Origin of the sequence: Paenibacillus alkalitolerans, assembly GCF_016482785.1 — a bacterium.
Lineage (GTDB): Bacteria > Bacillota > Bacilli > Paenibacillales > YIM-B00363 > Paenibacillus_AE > Paenibacillus_AE alkalitolerans.
On the sequence record NZ_JAEMXM010000011.1, the window covers coordinates 165,347 to 185,393 of the forward strand.

At 52.5% G+C, this 20,047-nt stretch carries 15 protein-coding genes; 14 read left to right on the forward strand and 1 reads right to left on the reverse strand.

All coding sequences use genetic code 11. The annotated features are described in order from the left end of the window. Window positions 1-24: 24 nt before the first annotated feature. From rpsB to JET16_RS17840, 10 genes are all read left to right on the forward strand, one after another. Complete coding sequence (gene rpsB / locus JET16_RS17795) at window positions 25-723, forward strand: 30S ribosomal protein S2 (protein WP_199618014.1); 699 nt, start codon at window positions 25-27, stop codon at window positions 721-723. 176 nt (window positions 724-899) lie between these two features. Beyond that, window positions 900-1,553, forward strand: coding sequence for a translation elongation factor Ts (gene tsf, locus JET16_RS17800; protein WP_199618016.1), 654 nt, complete (start codon window positions 900-902; stop codon window positions 1,551-1,553). A gap of 195 nt (window positions 1,554-1,748) precedes the next feature. Further along, window positions 1,749-2,471 (forward strand): UMP kinase, encoded by a 723-nt coding sequence (gene pyrH / locus JET16_RS17805; RefSeq protein ID WP_199618018.1) that lies wholly within the window; start codon window positions 1,749-1,751, stop codon window positions 2,469-2,471. 3 nt (window positions 2,472-2,474) lie between these two features. Further along, window positions 2,475-3,029, forward strand: a complete 555-nt coding sequence (gene frr, locus JET16_RS17810) for a ribosome recycling factor (RefSeq protein ID WP_199618020.1) — start codon at window positions 2,475-2,477, stop codon at window positions 3,027-3,029. A 69-nt stretch (window positions 3,030-3,098) separates the two neighbouring features. Next, complete coding sequence (locus tag JET16_RS17815) at window positions 3,099-3,863, forward strand: isoprenyl transferase (protein WP_199618022.1); 765 nt, start codon at window positions 3,099-3,101, stop codon at window positions 3,861-3,863. A 22-nt stretch (window positions 3,864-3,885) separates the two neighbouring features. Continuing rightward, window positions 3,886-4,683, forward strand: a complete 798-nt coding sequence (locus JET16_RS17820; protein WP_199618024.1) for a phosphatidate cytidylyltransferase — start codon at window positions 3,886-3,888, stop codon at window positions 4,681-4,683. Window positions 4,684-4,829: 146 nt separating this feature from the next. Beyond that, entirely contained in the window at window positions 4,830-5,975 is a 1,146-nt protein-coding gene (locus tag JET16_RS17825) for a 1-deoxy-D-xylulose-5-phosphate reductoisomerase (RefSeq protein WP_199618077.1), read from the forward strand. A 133-nt stretch (window positions 5,976-6,108) separates the two neighbouring features. Then, window positions 6,109-7,389, forward strand: coding sequence for an RIP metalloprotease RseP (rseP, locus tag JET16_RS17830; RefSeq protein ID WP_199618079.1), 1,281 nt, complete (start codon window positions 6,109-6,111; stop codon window positions 7,387-7,389). A gap of 6 nt (window positions 7,390-7,395) precedes the next feature. Beyond that, window positions 7,396-8,850, forward strand: a complete 1,455-nt coding sequence (proS, locus tag JET16_RS17835) for a proline--tRNA ligase (protein WP_199618026.1) — start codon at window positions 7,396-7,398, stop codon at window positions 8,848-8,850. Window positions 8,851-8,963: 113 nt separating this feature from the next. Continuing rightward, the gene (locus JET16_RS17840; RefSeq protein ID WP_199618028.1) at window positions 8,964-13,295 is read left to right on the forward strand and encodes a PolC-type DNA polymerase III; all 4,332 of its coding nucleotides are present in this window, start codon (window positions 8,964-8,966) and stop codon (window positions 13,293-13,295) included. A gap of 193 nt (window positions 13,296-13,488) precedes the next feature. On the opposite strand, the gene JET16_RS17845 is transcribed toward JET16_RS17840, so the two are convergent. Then, a complete protein-coding gene (locus JET16_RS17845) occupies window positions 13,489-13,677 on the reverse strand; it encodes a hypothetical protein (RefSeq protein ID WP_199618030.1) in 189 nt (62 codons plus the stop codon). A gap of 256 nt (window positions 13,678-13,933) precedes the next feature. Here JET16_RS17845 and helD point away from each other — a divergent pair, with 256 nt between their 5' ends. The 4 genes from helD (at window position 13,934) to JET16_RS17865 (ending at window position 19,733) form a co-directional block, all read left to right on the forward strand. Then, window positions 13,934-16,243 carry an RNA polymerase recycling motor HelD gene (helD, locus tag JET16_RS17850; protein ID WP_199618032.1) on the forward strand — a complete coding sequence of 770 codons (2,310 nt, stop codon included), beginning with the start codon at window positions 13,934-13,936 and terminating at the stop codon, window positions 16,241-16,243. A 200-nt stretch (window positions 16,244-16,443) separates the two neighbouring features. After that, window positions 16,444-17,076 carry a class I SAM-dependent methyltransferase gene (locus JET16_RS17855; RefSeq protein ID WP_199618034.1) on the forward strand — a complete coding sequence of 211 codons (633 nt, stop codon included), beginning with the start codon at window positions 16,444-16,446 and terminating at the stop codon, window positions 17,074-17,076. A 155-nt stretch (window positions 17,077-17,231) separates the two neighbouring features. Beyond that, complete coding sequence (gene xerA, locus JET16_RS17860) at window positions 17,232-18,287, forward strand: site-specific tyrosine recombinase/integron integrase (protein WP_233531791.1); 1,056 nt, start codon at window positions 17,232-17,234, stop codon at window positions 18,285-18,287. Window positions 18,288-19,262: 975 nt separating this feature from the next. Then, window positions 19,263-19,733, forward strand: coding sequence for a hypothetical protein (locus JET16_RS17865; RefSeq protein WP_199618036.1), 471 nt, complete (start codon window positions 19,263-19,265; stop codon window positions 19,731-19,733). The last annotated feature ends 314 nt before the right edge of the window (window positions 19,734-20,047 follow it).

Here is a 20,047-nt window from a genome sequence, read left to right on the forward strand (position 1 = left end):
CCATTTTAAAGGAGGTGCGGGAAGATGGCAGTTATTTCCATGAAGCAATTGCTGGAAGCCGGCGTACACTTTGGTCACCAAACTCGTCGCTGGAATCCGAAAATGGATAAATACATCTTCACCGAACGTAACGGGATTTACATTATCGACCTTCAGAAGACGGTCAAGAAAGTGGAAGAGGCGTACAACTTCGTGAAGCAGGTGGCGGAGAACAACGGAACGATCTTGTTCGTCGGCACGAAGAAGCAAGCGCAAGATTCCGTGTCGGAAGAAGCGGCGCGCTGCGGTATGTACTTCATCAATCAACGCTGGTTGGGCGGTACGCTCACGAACTTTCAAACGATCCAAAAGCGGATCGACCGCTTGAAGCTGCTTGAGCGTATGGAACAAGACGGAACGTTCGACGTATTGCCGAAGAAAGAAGTTATCTTGCTTCGCAAAGAGCAAGAGCGCTTGGAGAAATTCCTCGGCGGCATCAAGAACATGCGCCGTCTGCCGGACGCTTTGTTCGTGATCGATCCTCGCAAAGAGCGCATCGCTGTTGCGGAAGCGCGCAAGCTTGGCATCCCGATCGTCGGTATCGTTGACACGAACTGCGATCCGGACGAAATCGATTATGTCATTCCCGGCAACGACGACGCGATCCGTGCGGTCAAGCTGCTCACTGCAAAGATTGCGGACGCCGTAATCGAAGCGAATCAAGGCGAGCAAACCAGCGCATAATGGAATAAGATAAGAAGAAGCAAGAGGCGGCCGAAGGTTGTCCGCGCAGTAATAACGATCAAGCAACAAAAGGGAGGGTGCGGGTTGACATAACCGGTCACTCCCCTTTTTTTGGATATGACGCTACATAAGGCGTTGTTATTAAAGCAACGAGCAAATAAGGAGGAACCTGACAAATGAGTGCTGTATCGGCTAGCTTGGTTAAAGAACTGCGCGAAAAGACAGGCGCAGGTATGTTGGATTGCAAGAAGGCTTTGGAAGAAGCTAACGGTGATATTCAGAAAGCTTCAGAATTGCTGCGGGAGAAAGGCTTGGCCGCCGCTGCGAATAAAGCGGGCCGGATCGCGACCGAAGGTTTGGTTGAATCTTACATTCATGCTAACGGACGCATCGGAGTGCTTGTTGAAGTAAACTGCGAAACCGACTTCGTCGCAAAGACGGACTCGTTCCGTGAATTCGTTCGCGACGTAGCGATGCAAATCGCCGCGGCAAGCCCGAAATATGTCCGCCGCGAGGAAGTGCCGCAAGAAGATCTTGAGAAAGAAAAAGAAATCTTGAAGGCTCAAGCTTTAAACGAAGGCAAGCCGGCGCACATCGTCGAGAAGATGGTGGAAGGCCGCATGGGTAAATTTTACGAAGAGTATTGCTTGCTTGAGCAGCAATTCATCAAGGATCAGGATAAGACGGTCCAGCAGCTTGTGAACGAGAAGATCTCCACGATCGGCGAGAACATCTCGATCCGCCGCTTCGTCCGTTTCGAGCTTGGGGAAGGCTTGGAGAAGAAGCAAGACAACTTCGTTGATGAAGTTATGGCGCAAGTGAAGCAGTAAACTCTAGATTGCCGTATATGCCTTCTAGATTAAGGGGCGCCTCCTTTAGATGTTATAACAGTAGGACGATTTAGGGGGAACACGACGTGTTCCTTCTTTTTCGATAAAGTCGGAAAGGAAAGCAACGGAAGAAAGTTCCGTTGCACGACTAAGCAGTTTGTGTGTGTCGCAGTATCGAATGGAGGGTGTGACAACTTGACTCAACCGGTTTTCAAGCGGGTCGTACTGAAATTAAGCGGAGAAGCGTTGGCGGGACAGATCGGTTACGGAATCGACGCCGCCACCATTTCCGTCATTGCCGAGCAGGTGAAAGAAGTCGTCCGGTTGGGCGTAGAAGTGGCGGTTGTCGTCGGCGGCGGCAACATATGGCGCGGCATATCGGGCAGCGCGAAAGGCATCGACCGGGCAACCGCGGATTATATGGGAATGCTTGCGACCGTAATGAATTCCCTCGCTCTTCAAGATGCGCTGGAGACGCTGGAAGTGCCGACTCGCGTGCAAACGTCGATCAATATGCAGCAAGTTGCCGAGCCGTACATTCGCCGGAGAGCGATCCGGCACTTGGAGAAAGGACGAGTCGTCATCTTCGCCGCCGGCACCGGCAATCCGTACTTCTCGACCGATACGACCGCAGCGCTGCGTGCCGCCGAGATTGAAGCGGAAGTCATCCTCATGGCGAAAAACAAAGTGGATGGCGTATATTCCGCCGATCCGTTCGTGGACAAGTCGGCTATAAAGTTCGAGACATTGACTTATATGGAGATGTTGAATAAAAATTTAGGCGTAATGGATTCAACGGCCTCTTCGTTATGTATGGACAACAATATCCCGTTAATCGTATTTTCCATTTCGGAGCAAGGAAATATCAAACGTGCCGTACTCGGCGAGAAAATCGGCACGATTGTTAAAGGAGTGTAATGTATGCCGCAAAGCGTGAAGAAGAACGCTGAAGAACGGATGGAGAAAGCGGTGGCGGCGCTGAGGAAAGAACTTGCCGGCCTGCGTGCGGGCAGGGCGACTCCCGCGCTGCTGGACCGAGTTCAAGTAGAGTACTACGGCGCCTCGACGCCGGTTAACCAGCTTGCATCCGTGAACGTTTCCGATTCCCGCACGCTCACAATCCAGCCATGGGACAAGAGCGCCATCGGGGCGATCGAGAAGGGGATTTTGAAATCGGACCTCGGGTTGACGCCGACGAACGACGGCTCCTCGATCCGAATTTCCTTGCCGGCGTTGACGGAAGAACGCCGCGCCGAACTCGTGAAGACGACGAAGAAATACGGAGAAGAAGCGAAAGTTGCCATCCGCAACATTCGCCGCGATGCGAACGACGACATAAAGAAATTGGAAAAGGACCAAATTTCGGAAGACGAATCGAAGCGTCACCAAGAAGACGTGCAGAAATTGACCGACCGTTTCGTTGCCGAGGTGGATAAAGTGTTGGCTGCCAAAGAAAAAGAAATCATGGAAGTATGATTGATGCAAAGAACCCCCGGAAACATACGGATGCGGGGGTTTTTCGTCATCTGTTTGGGGGAAACTTACATGAACCGTCTGTTCGGTTGGTTCGGAGCGAAAAATCCGGATCGGGAGATGCCGGCGCATAGCCGCGAGAACATTCCGCAGCACGTGGCGATTATTATGGACGGAAACGGAAGATGGGCCAAAAGCAAAGGCATGCCCCGCATCGCCGGGCATCGGGCCGGTATGAAAAATGTGAGAACGATAACGATGGCCGCCAATGAATTGGGGGTCAAAGTATTGACGTTGTACGCGTTTTCCACCGAGAATTGGAAGCGTCCGAAAGAAGAAGTCGATTTTCTCATGAAGCTGCCACAGGAGTTTTTCCCGCTCGAAATCGACGAATTGAAGAAGAACAATGTTCGCATTCGGATGATGGGGAGCAAAGAAGGGCTGCCCCGTCACTCTTTGGATGCGGTTGAAGCGGCGATTGAGGAGACGAAGGACAACACCGGTCTCATTCTGAACTTTGCGTTGAATTACGGCGGACGCAGGGAGCTGCTGCTGGGCATTCGCAGGCTGGCCGAACATATACGAGACGGTGAAATCACCCCTGACGACATATCAGAGCAATTATTCGATTCTTATTTGCAGTCGGAAGGGCTGCCCGAACCGGATTTGCTTATACGCACAAGCGGAGAAGTGCGAATCAGCAATTTCATGCTGTGGCAGCTCGCTTACACCGAACTATGGTTCACGGATGTATTTTGGCCTGAATTTTCGCGGGAACATTTTTTCGAGGCGATCCGTTCGTACCAAGGCCGCGCGCGGCGTTACGGGAAGTTATAAAGCTTGAAGGAGGATAAGGCGGATGCAGCAACGAATCATCACCGGTTTATTTGCCGCTGGGTTCTTTCTTTCCATGTTGGTTGCGGGCGACGCCTTGTTCGCTTTGCTTATTCTCGTGCTCGCTCTAATCGCTTATTACGAGTTCATGCGCTTGAACGGCGCGAAGGCATGGGAACCGTCATCCGTCGTCGGGTTTGCCGGCATCATGTTTCTTTCCGTTCCCTGGAAGCAGCTTGCTGCGGATCTGCCCGTTCCTCCTCATACGTCGGTAGTGTGGCTGCTTATGTTTTTGTTTTTCGCCATCACCGTCTTTTCGGAAAACCGGACAAGCATCGATAAAATCGCGCTTCAGTTCATCGGAGTCATATACATAGGCGTCGGGTTTCACTATATGATTTATACGCGGTTATTGGATAACGGACTGTACTGGACGCTGCTTCTGTTCGGATGCATTTGGCTTACGGACGCCGGCGCGTATTTCGCGGGCAGGGCGTTCGGGAAGCATTTGCTTTGGCCGTCCATTTCTCCGAAAAAAACAATTGAAGGCGCCGTCGGCGGCGTTGTCGTTTCCGTCGCGACGGCTTTGGCTTTCTCGCTAATCGATCCGGGCGCTTTATCGGTCAATGAAGCGGTAGTGATCGGCGTCATCGTATCCGCGCTCGGACAATTGGGAGATTTGATTCAATCGGCTTACAAGCGGATCCGGGGCATCAAGGACACCGGCAACATTTTGCCGGGCCACGGAGGCATTCTAGACCGCACGGATTCGTGGATTATCGTGTTTCCGTTCGTGCATTTATTAGGACTGTTGCCTAACTGATAAGGAGGCAACCGAGGGTTGTCCGCGAAACTATTGATGTAAGCAAGGAGGCAACCGAAGGTTGTCCGCGAAACTATTGATGTAAGCAAGGAGGCAACCGAAGGTTGTCCGCGAAACAATTGACTGTAAGCAAGGGAGGATGCGGCTTGAAGAAGATCGCCATACTCGGCAGCACCGGATCGATCGGCACGCAAACGCTCGATATCGTCGCGCACCACCCGGAACGGTTCCGCGTGGAGGCGCTTGCGGCGGGCGGCAACGTCGAGCTGCTTGCCGAGCAAGCGCGCGCGTTTCGCCCGTCCGTCGTTTCGGTCGCCACGAAGGAGGCGGCCGAACGGCTTCGCCCGCTGGTGCCGGAAAGCGTTGCCGTGATGTGGGGAGACGCCGGCTTGCATGCAGCCGCCGCGGAAACGGACGCCGACACGGTCGTCGCCGCAATGGTGGGCAGCGCCGGCTTGAAGCCGGCGCTTGCCGCGATCGACGCCGGCAAGCACATCGCCTTGGCGAACAAAGAAACGCTCGTCACCGCCGGACATATCGTCACGCGCCGTGCGGCCGAGAGGGGCGTTCCGCTCATTCCGGTCGACAGCGAGCATTCCGCCGTCTTCCAAAGCTTGAACGGCAGCCGCATGGAGGATGTCGCCGCCATTACGCTCACCGCGTCGGGAGGCAGCTTCCGGGATCGTACGCGCAATGAGCTCAAAGACGTTACGCTCGAAGATGCGCTGAAGCATCCGAACTGGTCGATGGGAGCGAAGGTGACGATCGATTCGGCCACGATGGCGAACAAGGGGCTTGAGGTCATTGAAGCGCATTGGCTCTTCAACATCGGTTTCGACCGCATTCGGGTGCTCATTCACCCCGAGTCGATCGTCCACTCCTTCGTCGAATTCAACGACCGCAGCGTGATCGCGCAGCTCGGGCTGCCGGACATGCGCGTACCGATTCAATATGCCCTTACATACCCGGAGAGACCGCATTCGCCGACACGTTCGTTGGATCTTGCGGCCGTCGGAAAGCTGCATTTCCGCGAAATGGATTTCGAACGGTTCCCCATGCTGCGGCTCGCTTTCGAGTGCGGCCGATTGGGCGGCACCGCTCCGGCGGTATACAACGCCGCGAACGAAGCGGCCGTCGGCCGGTTCGTTCAAGGGGAGCTGCCGTTTCTCGATATCGAAGCTGTAGTAGAAGAGACGCTCTCGAAGCATGAAGTCACCGCCGGCACGACGTTGGACGAAATATGGGCCGCGGACGCATGGGCGCGCGAACAAGCGAAAAAGTTGAGAAAATAGGCATTTTTCCGTTCTCTTGAACGCTTCGGACGAATAATGGTAAGCTAAGGACATACTGCCTCGGGCAAGCGGCCATTCAATGATGAGGCCGGCACAGCCGCCCGGAAGCGCATAAGGAGGAACGGCTGACTTGATGACGCCTCAGTTGACGCCGCAAGGTATTATCCTTACGGTGCTCCTGTTCTTTGTGTTAGTGACGATACACGAATGGGGCCACTTTTACTTCGCGAAGCGCGCAGGCATTCTGGTGCGCGAGTTCGCCATCGGCTTCGGGCCGAAGGTGCTTTCGTTTCTTCGCGGAGAGACGAAATATACGCTTCGCATGCTTCCGCTGGGAGGGTATGTCCGCATGGCCGGAGAAGATCCGGAAACCGTGCAGGTTCAGCCCGGACAGACGATCGCCGTAGACGTGCGCGGAAACAAGGTGAAGACTCTTTACTTGGACCGTCTCGACGAACGGATCGACGCCGTGCGCGGCGAAGTGAAGTCGATCGATCTGGAACGCCGCCTGACCGTCACGCTTGACGTGGACGGATCGGACGAAACGTACCGCATCGATCCCCAAGCGAACATCGTAGCACGCAACCGCGAAATGCAGATCGCCCCGTGGGACCGCCAGTTCGGCAGCAAGACGGTCGGCCAGCGGGCGATGGCGATATTCGCGGGTCCGCTAATGAATATCGCGCTCGCTCTCGGCTTGTTTATCGGGTTCGCTTTCATGAGCGGCATTCCGGTAAACATCGCGGTGAACCAAGTGTTTAAAGATCAGCCGGCCGAGGAAGCAGGTTTGCAAGCAGGCGATGTCATCCTCTCCATTAACGGACAGACGATCGGCGCCGACAGCTCAAAAATTACAGAGCTAGTGAGCCGGTCAGCGGGGAAACCGATGGAGTGGATCGTCGGCCGCGACGGTGAGCAAGTACGTATTGAAATAACACCGAAAGAGACGGTCGACAACGAAGGCAATCAAGTGATTCGCGTCGGAGTCGGTATGATGCCCCTCACCCGTTCCGCAACGTTGCAAGAAGGCGTCACCAACGGCCTCAATACGATGTGGGCGGCGACGGTTACGATTTTCCAAGGGTTCCAGAAGCTCATTCTGGGCCAATTTACGCTCGACGATCTCGGCGGGCCGCTGCGCATCGCGGAAGTGACGATGCAGCTCGCCAACGCCGGCATTCTGTATTACATTTGGTGGGCCGCCATGTTAAGCTTGTACTTGGCCATCTTTAATTTGCTGCCGATTCCGGCGCTCGACGGAAGCCGGCTCATCTTCCTCGGCTTGGAAGCGGTAAGGGGGCGTCCGATCGATCCGAACCGGGAAAGCCTTGTGCATTTCATCGGATTCGCAATGCTCATGCTGCTCATGGTGGCTGTAACATATAACGATATTTTGCGGCTGTTTCGGGGGTAATCATTGATGTCGAAAGAAACGGATAAGCAGTTTGTGAAAGAAATAACGCCGCAGGGCGAAGATTTCTCAAGATGGTATCTCGACGCGATCCGCAAAGCGGACTTGATGGACTATGCGCCGGTGCGCGGCTGCATCGTGTTCAAGCCGGACGGCTACGAGTTGTGGGAGCTCATCCAGCGCCAGCTCGACGATCGCTTCAAGGCGACGGGACACCGCAACGCGTATTTTCCGCTGTTCATCCCGGAAAGCTTCTTCCAGAAAGAGAAGGAGCACGTCGAAGGGTTCAACCCGGAATTGCCGTGGGTGACCGAAGCGGGCGGAGAGAAGCTGGAGGAGCGTCTCGCCATCCGTCCGACGTCCGAGACGATGATCGGACATATGTACGCCAAGTGGATCCAATCGTACCGCGACTTGCCCGTGCTCATCAACCAATGGGCGAACGTCGTTCGTTGGGAGAAGCGCACGCTGCCTTTCCTGCGGACAAGCGAGTTTCTGTGGCAGGAAGGCCATACGGCCCATGAAGACGAAGCGGACGCGCGCAAAGAGACGATGCTGATGCTCGAGACGTACCGCGAATTTGTCGAAAATGTTCTCGCCATCCCGGTCATTGCCGGCCAAAAGACGGAATCCGAGAAATTCGCCGGAGCCGTCGACACGTACTCGATCGAAGCGATGATGCGCGACGGACGAGCCGTGCAGGCGGGCACGTCGCACTACCTCGGCACGAATTTCGCGGAGGCGTTCGAAATCAAGTATCTCGACCGCGAAAACAAGCAGCAATTGGTTCACACCACATCGTGGGGCGTGTCCACGCGGCTCATCGGGGCGCTCATTATGGTGCACGGCGACGACCGCGGACTCATCCTTCCGCCGAAGGTCGCACCGACGCAAGCGGTGCTCATTCCGATCGGGCCGCCGGCAAAGCGCGAACCTGTGCTTGCGAAGGCGGGCGAAATGCTCGCCGATTTGAAAGCGGCCGGCGTGCGCATCCGGATGGACGACCGGAACGACGTGAGCCCCGGCTGGAAATTCAACGAGTACGAAATGCGCGGCATCCCGATTCGGATCGAGCTCGGACCGCGCGATCTCGAGAACGGACAAGCCGTGCTCGTGTCTCGCGTAACGGGCGAGAAGCGGGCGGTGGCGCTGGACAACATCGCGGAAGAAGTGAAGGCGCAGCTTGAGGCGGTGCATCAAGAGATGTACAACCGCGCGCTGGCGTTCACGCAAGAGAACTTCCGCTCCGTCGAGACGCTGGACGAGTTGAAATCGAGCGACGATAAGCTGAGAGGGTTCGTCCTGGCCGGCTGGTGCGGTTCCCGCGAATGCGAAAGCACCGTGAAAGAAGAGACGGGAGCGACGAGCCGCAACATCCCGTTCGAGCCGAAAGAACGCAAAACCAAATGTCTCGTATGCGGCAAAGACGCGAAGCATACGGTCGTGTTCGCCCGGGCTTACTAAGGGCGGACGCGGCCCCGCGCCATGCGGGTACGCCATAAAACTCATAGATGAAGTAAGCGTAAAGTCAAGAGGGCTTAATTCTAAGATTCAGTAAGTTTTGGGGAGGGACCCTTTTGAGCAATGTAGCTGAAAAACGGAATCGATTCGAGCTTCTGATGAAGCAGGCGGGCATACCGACCGACGTGATCGATTCTTTTTTTGCCGACGGATATATCGACCGGGTGGAGACGAGCAGAACGAACAGCGAGTGGAAGTTTTTCCTGCATAAGAACAAGCTGGTGCCGATCGACGTGTACCGCTCCTTCTGCCGTTCGGTCGTGGATAAGTTTTCTCATATCGCAGCCATCAGTTTCGTGCTGGAATATGCGGATACCGTCACCGACGAGGCGCTTATCTCAGAATACTGGCCGCTCTTCGTCGAGTGGGCGCAGAAGGAAGTCGTCTCCGTCAACGGATGGTTGGCCAAAGCGAAGCTGGAAGCGGAACCGGGACTCGTCACCGTCACGCTGTTGGATCCGGCAACTCTCGAGCTCGCCCGCAAGAAGGGGATCGAGGAGCTCGTCAAGCAATATTTCTACCGGTATTTCTCCAGGGATTACCGCGTGAAACTGGCAGTTTCCGAGTCTCTCAGGGCCGAGGAGTACGAGAGATTCCAAGCGAGAATCATGGAGGAGGAAAACTTCTTCAGACAGGAGCTGCTGTCCGAAGCGGCGATGCAAGGCGAGAGCCTTGCGGCGGACAATCCGGCGGAAGTTCTGTCTTACGGATACGAGATTAAAGATCAGCCCGTTCCGCTTCAGCAAATCCAAGAGGAAGAGAGAAAGACGACGATTCAAGGCACCGTGTTTCAGCTCGACGTGAAGGAATTGAAGAACGGCAGCACGCTGTTCCAATTCTCGATCACCGACTTTACCGATTCGCTGCAGTGCAAGTGCTTCGCCAAGACGAAAGACGACGTCAAGACGCTCAAGCTGCTGTCGGTCGGCAAGTGGGTGCGCGTCCGCGGACGGATCGAATACGACAGATTCATGATGGTGCCCGAGCTCGTCATGATGGTGTCGGACTTGAACGAGGTTCCCGCTCCGCCGGAGCGGCGCGACGATGCGGAAGAAAAGCGCGTCGAATTTCACCTTCACACGACGATGAGCACGATGGACGCGGTGAGCGGCATCGACGAGTACGTGAAGCTGGCCGCCAAGTGGGGGCACAAGGCGATCGCGATCAGCGACCACGGCGGGGTGCAGGCGTTCCCCGAAGCGGCGAAAGCCGCGAAGAAGAACGGCATCAAGATGATCTACGGCGTGGAAGCGAACGTCGTGAACGATTCGGTGCCGATCGTGATGCAGGCGGACGACCGTCCGCTTACCGGAAGTACATATGTGGTGTATGACGTGGAGACGACCGGGCTGTCGGTCGTGCACAACAGGATCATCGAGCTCGCAGCTGTCAAAATGGTGGACGGCAAAGTGATCGAAGAGTTCGCCGAGTTCATTAACCCGCATGAGAAAATACCGTACAATATCACCCAACTGACGAACATTACGGACGAGATGGTGGAGAACGCTCCGGAAGAGTCCGACATTATACCGAAATTCGTGGAATGGGTCGGCGACGCGGTGATGGTCGCGCATAACGCCAGGTTCGATACGGGCTTCCTGCAGGCCGCTTGCAAGCGGCACAGCTTGCCGGAAATGGCCAACCCGGTGCTTGATACGCTCGAGATGGCGAGATTCTTATATCCGTCGATGAAAAATCACCGATTGAACACGCTCGCCGACAAATTTAAAGTATCTCTGGACAATCACCACCGGGCGATCGACGATTCCAAGGCGCTTGGGGACATTTTGTTCCATATGCTCAAAGAAGCGGACGGCCGCAACATTAAGACGCTGTCTGCCTTTAACGATTATGTCGGAGCGGATTTATCCAACGCGCGTCCGTTCCACTGCAACGTCTACGCGCTCAACGCGGTCGGGAAGAAGAACTTATACAAGCTGGTTTCATGGTCTCATACCGATTATTTCAACCGCGTCGCGTGTATCCCGAAGTCGAAGCTGGAAGAGCTGCGTGAAGGGCTGTTGATCGTATCCGGATGCGAGAAGGGCGAGTTTTTCGAAGCGGTGCTGAACAAGTCGGCGGAAGAAGCCGAGGGAGTGGCGGAGTATTACGACGTGCTTGAGATTCAACCGCTTACGTTCTACATGCACTTGGTGGACAAAGGATTGGTCGGAAGCGTCGAGCAGCTGCAATCCGCGATCCGTACCGTGTGCGACATCGGCCGCAAGCTCGGAAAGCCGGTCATCGCCACCGGAAACGCGCACTATGCGCATCCGCGCCAGAAGATGTTCCGCGACATTACGATTCACGGCATTACCGGGTTTAGTCCGCTCAAGGACATGAAGAAGCCGGACGCGCACCTGCGCACGACGAAGGAGATGCTTGAGGAGTTCGCGTTTTTGGGCTCGGATCTCGCATATGAAGTGGTCGTCAGCAACACGGCGAAGCTTGCCGACCGGTTCGAAGAGATCGAGCTGTTTCCGAGCAAGGGCGGGCCGACCGACAACGGGTTGTTCTCGCCGATCTTTGAAGGAGCGGACGATGAAATCCGCAATACGTGCTACGAGACGGCGCGGCGGCTGTACGGCGAACCGCTGCCGGAAGTGGTGACCGCGCGGCTCGAGAAAGAATTGGCGCCGATCATCAAATACGGCTTCTCCGCCAACTATTTGATCTCCGCGCGGCTTGTAAAGAAGTCGAACGAAGACGGCTACTTGGTCGGTTCGCGGGGCTCCGTCGGATCGTCCGTCGTGGCGACGTTTCTCGGCATATCCGAGGTTAACCCGCTGCCGGCGCACTATTTATGTTTATCCTGCAAGCACAGCGAATGGTTTCTCGACGGCTCGTATCCTAGCGGATTCGACCTGCCGAACAAGGATTGCCCGAAATGCGGCGCCCCGCTTAAAGGCGAAGGGCAGGACATCCCGTTCGAGACGTTCCTCGGCTTTAAGGGCGATAAAGTTCCCGATATCGACTTGAACTTCTCGGGCGAATATCAGCCGCACGCGCACAATTACACGAAAGTGCTGTTCGGCGAGAAGAGCGTGTTCCGCGCCGGTACGATCGGCACGGTCGCGGAGAAGACGGCGTACGGCTTCGTGAAGAAATACGAGGAAGACCGCGGCGTCAAGTGGCGCGGCGCGGAAGAGGGCCGTCTCGCGCTAGGCTGTACCGGCGTGAAGCGGTCGACCGGCCAGCATCCCGGCGGCATCGTCGTCGTACCTGACTACATCGAAGTCGAGGACATTACGCCGGTGCAATATCCGGCCGACGATACGAGCGCGGACTGGAAGACGACGCACTTCGACTACCATGCCTTCGACGCGAACCTGCTCAAGCTCGATATTCTCGGACACGACGATCCGACGATGATGCGGATGCTGCAGGACTTGACCGGCGTCGACCCGACGACGATTCCGATGAACGACCCGAAGGTGATGAGCATCTTCTCGTCGACGACGGCGTTGGGCGTTACTCCGGAGCAAATCCGCACGCCGGTCGCGACGTACGGGGTGCCGGAGATGGGTACGAAGTTCGTGCGGCAGATGCTGCAGGAGACGCAGCCCAAGACGTTCGCCGACCTGCTGCAAATATCCGGCTTGTCCCACGGCACCGGCGTATGGCTCGGCAACGCGCAAGAGCTGATCAAGAACGGCACCTGTTCGATCAAGACCGTTATCGGCTGCCGCGACGACATCATGCTGTACTTGATTTATAAGGCCGGCATGGATGCGGCGCTAGCGTTCAAGATTACGGAAAGCGTGCGGAAGGGCAAAGGCTTGACGGACGAGTGGATCGAAGAGATGAAGAAGTGCGGAGTGCCGAAGTGGTACATCGACTCCTGCTTGCGCATCGAGTACATGTTCCCGAAGGCGCACGCCGCCGCTTACGTCATCTCCGCCGTGCGCACCGCGTTCTTCAAAGTGTATTATCCGATTGAATATTACGCGACGTACTTTACGGTACGCGCGGACGACTTCGACCTGGAGCTGCTTGCGCAAGGCTACGACGCCATCAACGCGAAGATCCAGGAAATCGAAGAAAAAGGCTTCAACGCGACGACGAAAGAGAAGAACATGATTTCTCCGCTGGAGATGGCGCTCGAGATGACGGCGCGCGGGTTTACGTTCAAGCCGCTCGACTTGTACCGTTCCGATGCGAAGAAGTTTATCGTCGACGGCACGTCGCTTATCCCGCCGTTCTCCGCGGTGGGCGGCATCGGCGAGAACGCGGCGCGCAACATCGCAGCGTCCCGCGAAGACGGACCGTTCCTGTCCATCGAAGATTTCCAGCAGCGTTCGAAGGCGTCGAAGACGATCGTCGAGCTGCTGACCGGCATGGGCTGCTTCCGAGGTCTGCCGGAATCGAACCAATTGGCATTATTCTAATCAATTACATCAATCCTGTTTGGCACTTATTCGATATTGGCTCCTTCGGGGGCCTTTTTTACTTGGCTGAGAGTGGCGGAGCAAGCGCCGGAATCGGCTATCGATGCGAACCACTGCGGACAAGAACAGACCGTGCTATCCCGGTGAAATGTCACGGGGGCTCTCCCATAGATGGGACAGCCCCCGCATTTTCTTACGATTGTTTCTTGTTGCCCTGCGTGATGGCGCTCTTGGCGCCGGGCGCATCTCCGTATTGGATAGAGTCGCTGCCGTATTCGACGGAATCGTTTTGCCGGAAACCGATCCGTTCATGCGCCGTTGTATCTTCGTAAACCGTGTTAGGGTTGCCGTCTCCTTCTTGCGCTTTCTCTTCGATCGTCATAAGTTCAATATTCCCCCTTCCGTTTTTACCCAAATAGGATATCCGGCGGGTTGTGAAATTATCCAATAAAAAAAAGGAGCTGCCTCGACGTCTCCTTCTCACGCTATATGCTTTAAATTGTAATGATTCCATGATAAAATAAAGAGTGGTTTCAAACTCTGATTTTCGTGTTTTCGTATTTCCCCAACTATATAATAACATGAAAATCCGGGTTTGTCAAACCATCATTTTTCGCGAAAAGGGAGCGGGAGAACGCATGAGTGTGACGGAGAAAGATTGGCTGGAGGAGCAGGAGCGCATCGATCGGGTGATGAGCGAGATCGGCAGCCGAATCGAAGTCCTTGGGCAGCACGCCGGCGAAAAGAAGTCCGAAATTGTGGACATCCGCAAAAATTTCTGGGATGACGTGACATTCAACCCGAGAGATGAGATGGAATCGTACTTTAACATTAAGCAGCAAGCGGATGTGCTGGCGGAGCGGGAGAGAGGCTACGAGCATGCCCGAAAGCAGCTTGCTGTGCTGGCGCGGCTCAAACAGTCCCCCTATTTCGGAAGAATCGACTTTGTAGAAGATGGAGAGAAGACGGCCGAACGTATTTACGTCGGTGTCGCCTCTTTGCTGGATGAAGATGAAATTCAGTTTCTCGTCTACGATTGGCGGGCGCCGGTGTCGAGCCTTTATTACGACTATGCGCCGGGACCTGCTTTGTACGATACGCCGGGTGGAGAAATTAGCGGAGTCATGAACTTGAAGAGACAATATATCATCCGCGACGGTGTATTGAACAGCATGTTCGATACGGGTGTGACCATCGGCGATGAGCTGCTGCAGGAAGTTCTCGGCAAACAGGCAGACACGCAGATGAAGACGATCGTCGCAACGATCCAAAGAGAGCAGAACCGGATCATCCGCAACGAACGGAGTCGACTGCTTATCGTTCAGGGAGCGGCCGGCAGCGGGAAAACGTCAGCGGCTCTGCAGCGAGTTGCGTATTTGCTGTACAGGTACCGTGATACGCTCAACGCGCAGCAAATCGTGCTGTTTTCGCCCAATCCGATCTTTAACAGTTACGTCTCCACTGTATTGCCCGAGCTCGGGGAAGAGAACATGCAGCAGACGACGTATCAGGAATATGTGGTTTTTCGGATCGGCGGCGCGTTGGGTGTGGGGGATCCTTTTGACCAGATGGAATATGCCCTTACGGCGATGAGCGAACCTGGGTATGCGGCGCGTATGGAGGGAATTCGGTATAAAGCTTCCGCCGATTTCTTGAGCGTGATTGAACGGTATGCGTTTGCTTTGCGAGAAGAGGGTATGATCTTTAAAGATGTAACGTTTCGCGGCGACATTCTCGTATCCGCTGATCGAATCAAAGCGGAGTTTTACACTTATGATGCGTCGATGAGAATTCCAAACCGCTTGAAGCTCGTTACCGAGTGGCTGCGTAAGGAGTTGGACGCATGCGAACGGGCGGAGAGAGAGAAATCGTGGGTGGAAGAGGAGATCGAGCTGCTCGAAGAAGAGGAGTATTTGTGGGCGCATTGGGAAGTTCAGCGGAATAAACGTGATGCGGGGGATTCGTTTGACGAATTTGAACGGGAGCGCGATCTGCTTGCGGCGAAGGTGGTGGAGGCGGAGTTCAAGACTGTCCGCTCGCTGGTGAAGCGGCTTCAGTTCATCGATTTTCCGGCAATTTATCGGCAGTTGTTTAAGGATCCGGAGTTTGCGGCGAGGTTGTTGGATGGAGCTGTCGGGCTGCCGGAGGCATGGAGTGAAATTTGCGCGCAGACGTTGGAAGCGTTGGATCGTGCCGAGCTGGCTTACGAGGATGCGACTCCTTATTTATATTTGCAAGAGTCGATTGAAGGCTTTCGGTCGAACCACTCGGTGAGGCACGTGTTCATAGACGAGGCGCAGGATTATTCACCGTTCCAATTCGCTTTGATTCACCGGCTGTTCCCGCGCAGCAAGATGACGGTGCTCGGCGATTTGAATCAGGCGATATATCCGCATCCGGCAGCATTTGAATCTATGTATTCACTGTTCCCCGACGAGCCGGCGGAGACGTTCGTTCTGACGCGCACGTACCGGTCAACACGGCAAATCGTTGAGTTCACCAGCAGGATGATTCCGGGCGGAGAAGGGATGATTGAACCTTTCAATCGTGAAGGCGCTGCGCCGACTGTGACGCAAGCTTCCGGCTATGCCGATCTTGTCAAGAAGGTTGCTAGGTGCGCCACGAGTTTGGTTGCGGCAGGACACCGGACCGTAGGCGTTATTTGTAAAACTGCCGCCGAAAGTCGGGAGGCTTATGAAGAGTTGCGTCGCGCCGGATTGGAGGTTTCGTTGATCGGGAAGAACTCTGCTACCTTCCAGTCCGGAGTTTCGGTCATCCCATCTTATCTCGCGAAAGGCGTCGAGTTCGATGCGGTTATCATCTACAATGCATCGCAGGAGCGGTATAGGAGAGAGAGCGAACGTAAGCTGCTTTACACCGCCTGCACCCGCGCTATGCATGAGCTTCACGTGTTTTATGTGGGGGATATGAGTATGTTTTTGTCATAATTATTGTCGTGAGCAGTCGGGTCTTTGTACCTATATCGGGCTGCTCTTTTTGTTTTTGCGCATGTTCCGTTGCCGGTTATTTTTGGTAGTATTTTCTACCTGCGTCATTTACAATGGAAGTAAATTCGAGGCGAGCTAGGGAAAATCATACTCCGTGTTCTCGCCTTTCGTGGCGGTTCAGAATCAAGAGGAGGGTATACGTGTATATCATTTTTTCCTTAGTTATTCTTGTTTTAGTTCTTATTATTATTTTTTCCGTATGGAGAATATCATCGAGACATGTAAATGTACCGTGTCCTTTTTGGCTACGCTGGGCCGTTGAATTAGAAAATCCTTTTACAAAAAGCAATCAATCCAAACATATCATTAGCCGGCTTGATATTGAATCTGGAATGAAAGTGATGGATATCGGGTGCGGTCCAGGAAGATTAACTATACCGCTTGCAAAAGCGGTAGGTCCAAACGGTCAAGTAGTCGCCGTAGATATTCAACTTAAGATGTTGGAAGTGGTTCGAAGCAAAGCTGCGAGAGAAGATCTTTCGAATATTGAATTCGTTAATGTAGCGATGGGTGAGGGCAAGCTTACAAAACAAGGTGCCGATCGAGCCGTACTGGTTACAGTTTTAGGAGAGATTCCAAACAGAGAGTTGGCGCTAAAAGAAATTTATGACTCCTTAAAGCCTGATGGAATTCTTGCTGTAACTGAAGTCATTTTTGATCCGCACTTTCAGTCGAAAAAGACTGTATTGGATATGGTCAAACCGATAGGTTTCACGGAAGTTGGATTTTTTGGAAATAAATTGGCTTACACAGTTTATTTGAAAAAAGGCTAATCACCTAAGCGTCGCTCAAGGCGCGAACCATGAGCAGTCCGGTCTTTGTACCTATTCCGGGCTGCTTTTTTGTTACAAGTTTCATTTATTTTGGTAGTATTTTCTACCTATGTCATATAAAATAGAAGTACATTTTTGTGTACTGGAGGGAGTTCATGTACCATGTTTTTCGGAATGGGGAAGGTACATTGGATGTGCGATTTCCTTATTCGGAAGAGAATGTAATCAAAATAAAAATGGTTACCGGGAGGAAGTGGGTACCAGAGCGTAGAGTGTGGACAGTGCCGGATAATGAGAAATCTTGGCGAATGTTGCGGGAGCTTTTTAGAATCGAGGAAGTTTCCTCAGATGAAGGTAATGCCAAAATGCTTTCAAACTATTACGAAGCTCTAACATTAAAAGGATTAAGCCCAAAGACACGAAAATCGTATGTTGGTCACATTCGCAGATTCCTAGAATTCATCAGTAAGTCGGCGAGAGAAATAACGAGTGAAGACGTTAAACGATACTCATTACTGTTGCTAAACGACGGTTGCTCGCATTCTCATGTGAACCAATTCCTCAGTGCGTTGCTACGCTTTTCTCAGCTGGAAGGCATTGTTGGAGTAACGGTTGACGGGCTTATCCGACCGAAGCGGGTCAGTCGATTGCCGGATGTATTATCGGCTGAAGAAGTTTTAGCGGTCCTAGACGCAGTTGAGAATATCAAGCACAAGGCCCTTCTTACAATAGTGTATTCAGCAGGTTTGCGTGTGGGAGAGGTTGTTCGACTTCGTATCAGCGACATTGATGCGGATCGTAAGATGATCCATATTCGTCAAGCCAAAGGGAAGAAAGACCGATATACGCTACTGTCCTCGGTTGCGTTGGAAACTTTGCGGGCTTACGTTCGTTCATTCCGCCCTAGTACGTGGTTATTTCCTGGTGGAGAAGGAACAGGTCATCTGACTGAACGAACTGTTCAAAAGGTGTTCGAGCAGGCTCGCCGGAAAGCAGGAATCATCAAACCATGCTCTGTACATACACTTCGGCATTCATTCGCAACCCACTTGCTCGAATCGGGAACCGATCTCCGCTACATTCAGGAGTTACTAGGTCACGCAAGTTCAAAAACTACCGAACGTTATACACATGTAAGCAAGAAAGATGTTGGCCGCATAATGAGTCCGTTGGATCGATTGTTGAAGGAGCGGGGTGACAGCGGAGCATGACCGCTTCTTTATCGACAGCACTGCCCACGCCTAAATGTTGAATTTCACGAACCAGGTTCGCACATTCATCAACATATTAGTTGCAAGACGAAGTTCGCACATTCACATTATTTGTATTGTAAAACGAAGCAGATTCGTCTTTTCTCACAACATAAGAGGGATAAACGAAGAGTAGGTTCGTAAATAAGACGTTATATGCAATTGGAGCAAAAAACACAAAAAGAATTTCTTTAACGGTAACAGAAGGACCTGAAATGATGAAGAGTATTAAACCCTTAACTGACAACGCGAGATGATACGAGGAATAAGTAGTTGTTTGAGCTGCGGGACTAAATTAAATGAAAAATCTTAAACCCTTAACTGACAACGCGAGATGATACGAGGAATAAGGAGCTGTTTGAGCCGTAGGACTAAATTAAATGAAAAATCTAAAACCCTTAACTGACAACGCGAGATGATACGAGGACTAAGTAGCTGTTTGAGCCGTAGGACTAAATTAAATGAAAAATCTAAAACCCTTAACTGACAACGCGAGATGATACGAGGAATAAGTAGCTGTTTGAGCCGTAGGACTAAATTAAATGAAAAATCTTAGACCCTTAACTGATAACGCGAGATCATATGAGGAATAAGTAGCTGTTCGAGCCGCGAATGAAAAATCTTAAATCCTTAACTGATAACGCGAGATCAACGAGGAATAAGTTACTTTTGAAACCGCGAATCAAGGACATATTAAAAACAATAGTGTGAAAGCAAACTCGAGGATGGCTCCAACAGCACATAACACCGCATTCACGCATCGGGGCTGACACCCCTCGGTCCGCAAGAGGTTTTTCGAGGAAGTGGATTCAGCGGACAACCCCGCACCGGCTAAGATAGGATCTATCTAAGCCGATGGGGGTTCGTGAATGCAAGAGACGTTATACGCAATACCCCAAAAACAAAAATAAAAACATCTTCTTATAGGAGAACAGAATGAAGTTTCTACAAATCATGAAATACAGAAAAAATAAAAGGAATTTATTGGAGGGTATTCAACTTGAAAAGCCTAAATTATTTGTTCCATGGGATGTAACGCCTGTAGAGTTGACGAAAATGTTTGAAGGCGCGGGTTTAAATAAAGTAACAAACGAGTATTTTACAATTGAATGTATTTCGCATGGGGGTTTAACGCATGTTCTTGGTTTTCATTTTAATAGAAATCATTCAAATAAGTTGCATATACTTGAATTCTTTAGGAAATCGTACCCTGATTATCACGAGTCTTTTACAGAATTCCAGAAGCATTTTGAAAAAACATATGGAAGATCGACAAAAGAATACCCAATTAATTCTGAAGGATTCCCTTCATTTGAATGGAGAATTGGAACGGAAATACGAATTCAACATTATATAATGGATCGTTTTGGGTTAGAGGAACGATTACATATACAAAAAGCAAGATAGAAGAAATTCGACTGTAGCTCGAAGAAGTGGGGTACTGCGTATAACACCGCATTCACGCATCGGGGCTGACGCCCCTCGGTCCGCAAGAAGCATTTTCGAGGAAGCGGATTCAGCGGACAACCCTGCACCGGCTAAGATAGGAGCTATCTAAGCCGGTGAGGGTTCGTGAATGCAAGAGACGTTATCTGAAAGAGTCCAAAAACTGAAAGGATGAAAAATTATCTTAAAGAAAACTTTATTTTACTTTATATTAAGCGTTATTATCTTTGGAGCCTTTATAAGTTTTGAATTGATAATTGATCGGGTTGACCAGT

Excerpts from the sequence above, each read along its gene's own strand:
- rpsB (WP_199618014.1), top strand. The coding sequence starts at position 25 with ATGGCAGTTATTTCCATGAAGCAATTGCTGGAAGCCGGCGTACACTTT.
- tsf (WP_199618016.1), top strand. The coding sequence starts at position 900 with ATGAGTGCTGTATCGGCTAGCTTGGTTAAAGAACTGCGCGAAAAGACA.
- frr (WP_199618020.1), top strand. The coding sequence starts at position 2,475 with ATGCCGCAAAGCGTGAAGAAGAACGCTGAAGAACGGATGGAGAAAGCG.
- JET16_RS17815 (WP_199618022.1), top strand. The coding sequence starts at position 3,099 with ATGAACCGTCTGTTCGGTTGGTTCGGAGCGAAAAATCCGGATCGGGAG.
- JET16_RS17820 (WP_199618024.1), top strand. The coding sequence starts at position 3,886 with ATGCAGCAACGAATCATCACCGGTTTATTTGCCGCTGGGTTCTTTCTT.
- rseP (WP_199618079.1), top strand. The coding sequence starts at position 6,109 with ATGACGCCTCAGTTGACGCCGCAAGGTATTATCCTTACGGTGCTCCTG.
- proS (WP_199618026.1), top strand. The coding sequence starts at position 7,396 with ATGTCGAAAGAAACGGATAAGCAGTTTGTGAAAGAAATAACGCCGCAG.
- JET16_RS17845 (WP_199618030.1), bottom strand. The coding sequence starts at position 13,677 with ATGACGATCGAAGAGAAAGCGCAAGAAGGAGACGGCAACCCTAACACG.
- helD (WP_199618032.1), top strand. The coding sequence starts at position 13,934 with ATGAGTGTGACGGAGAAAGATTGGCTGGAGGAGCAGGAGCGCATCGAT.
- xerA (WP_233531791.1), top strand. The coding sequence starts at position 17,232 with ATGTACCATGTTTTTCGGAATGGGGAAGGTACATTGGATGTGCGATTT.
- JET16_RS17865 (WP_199618036.1), top strand. The coding sequence starts at position 19,263 with ATGAAGTTTCTACAAATCATGAAATACAGAAAAAATAAAAGGAATTTA.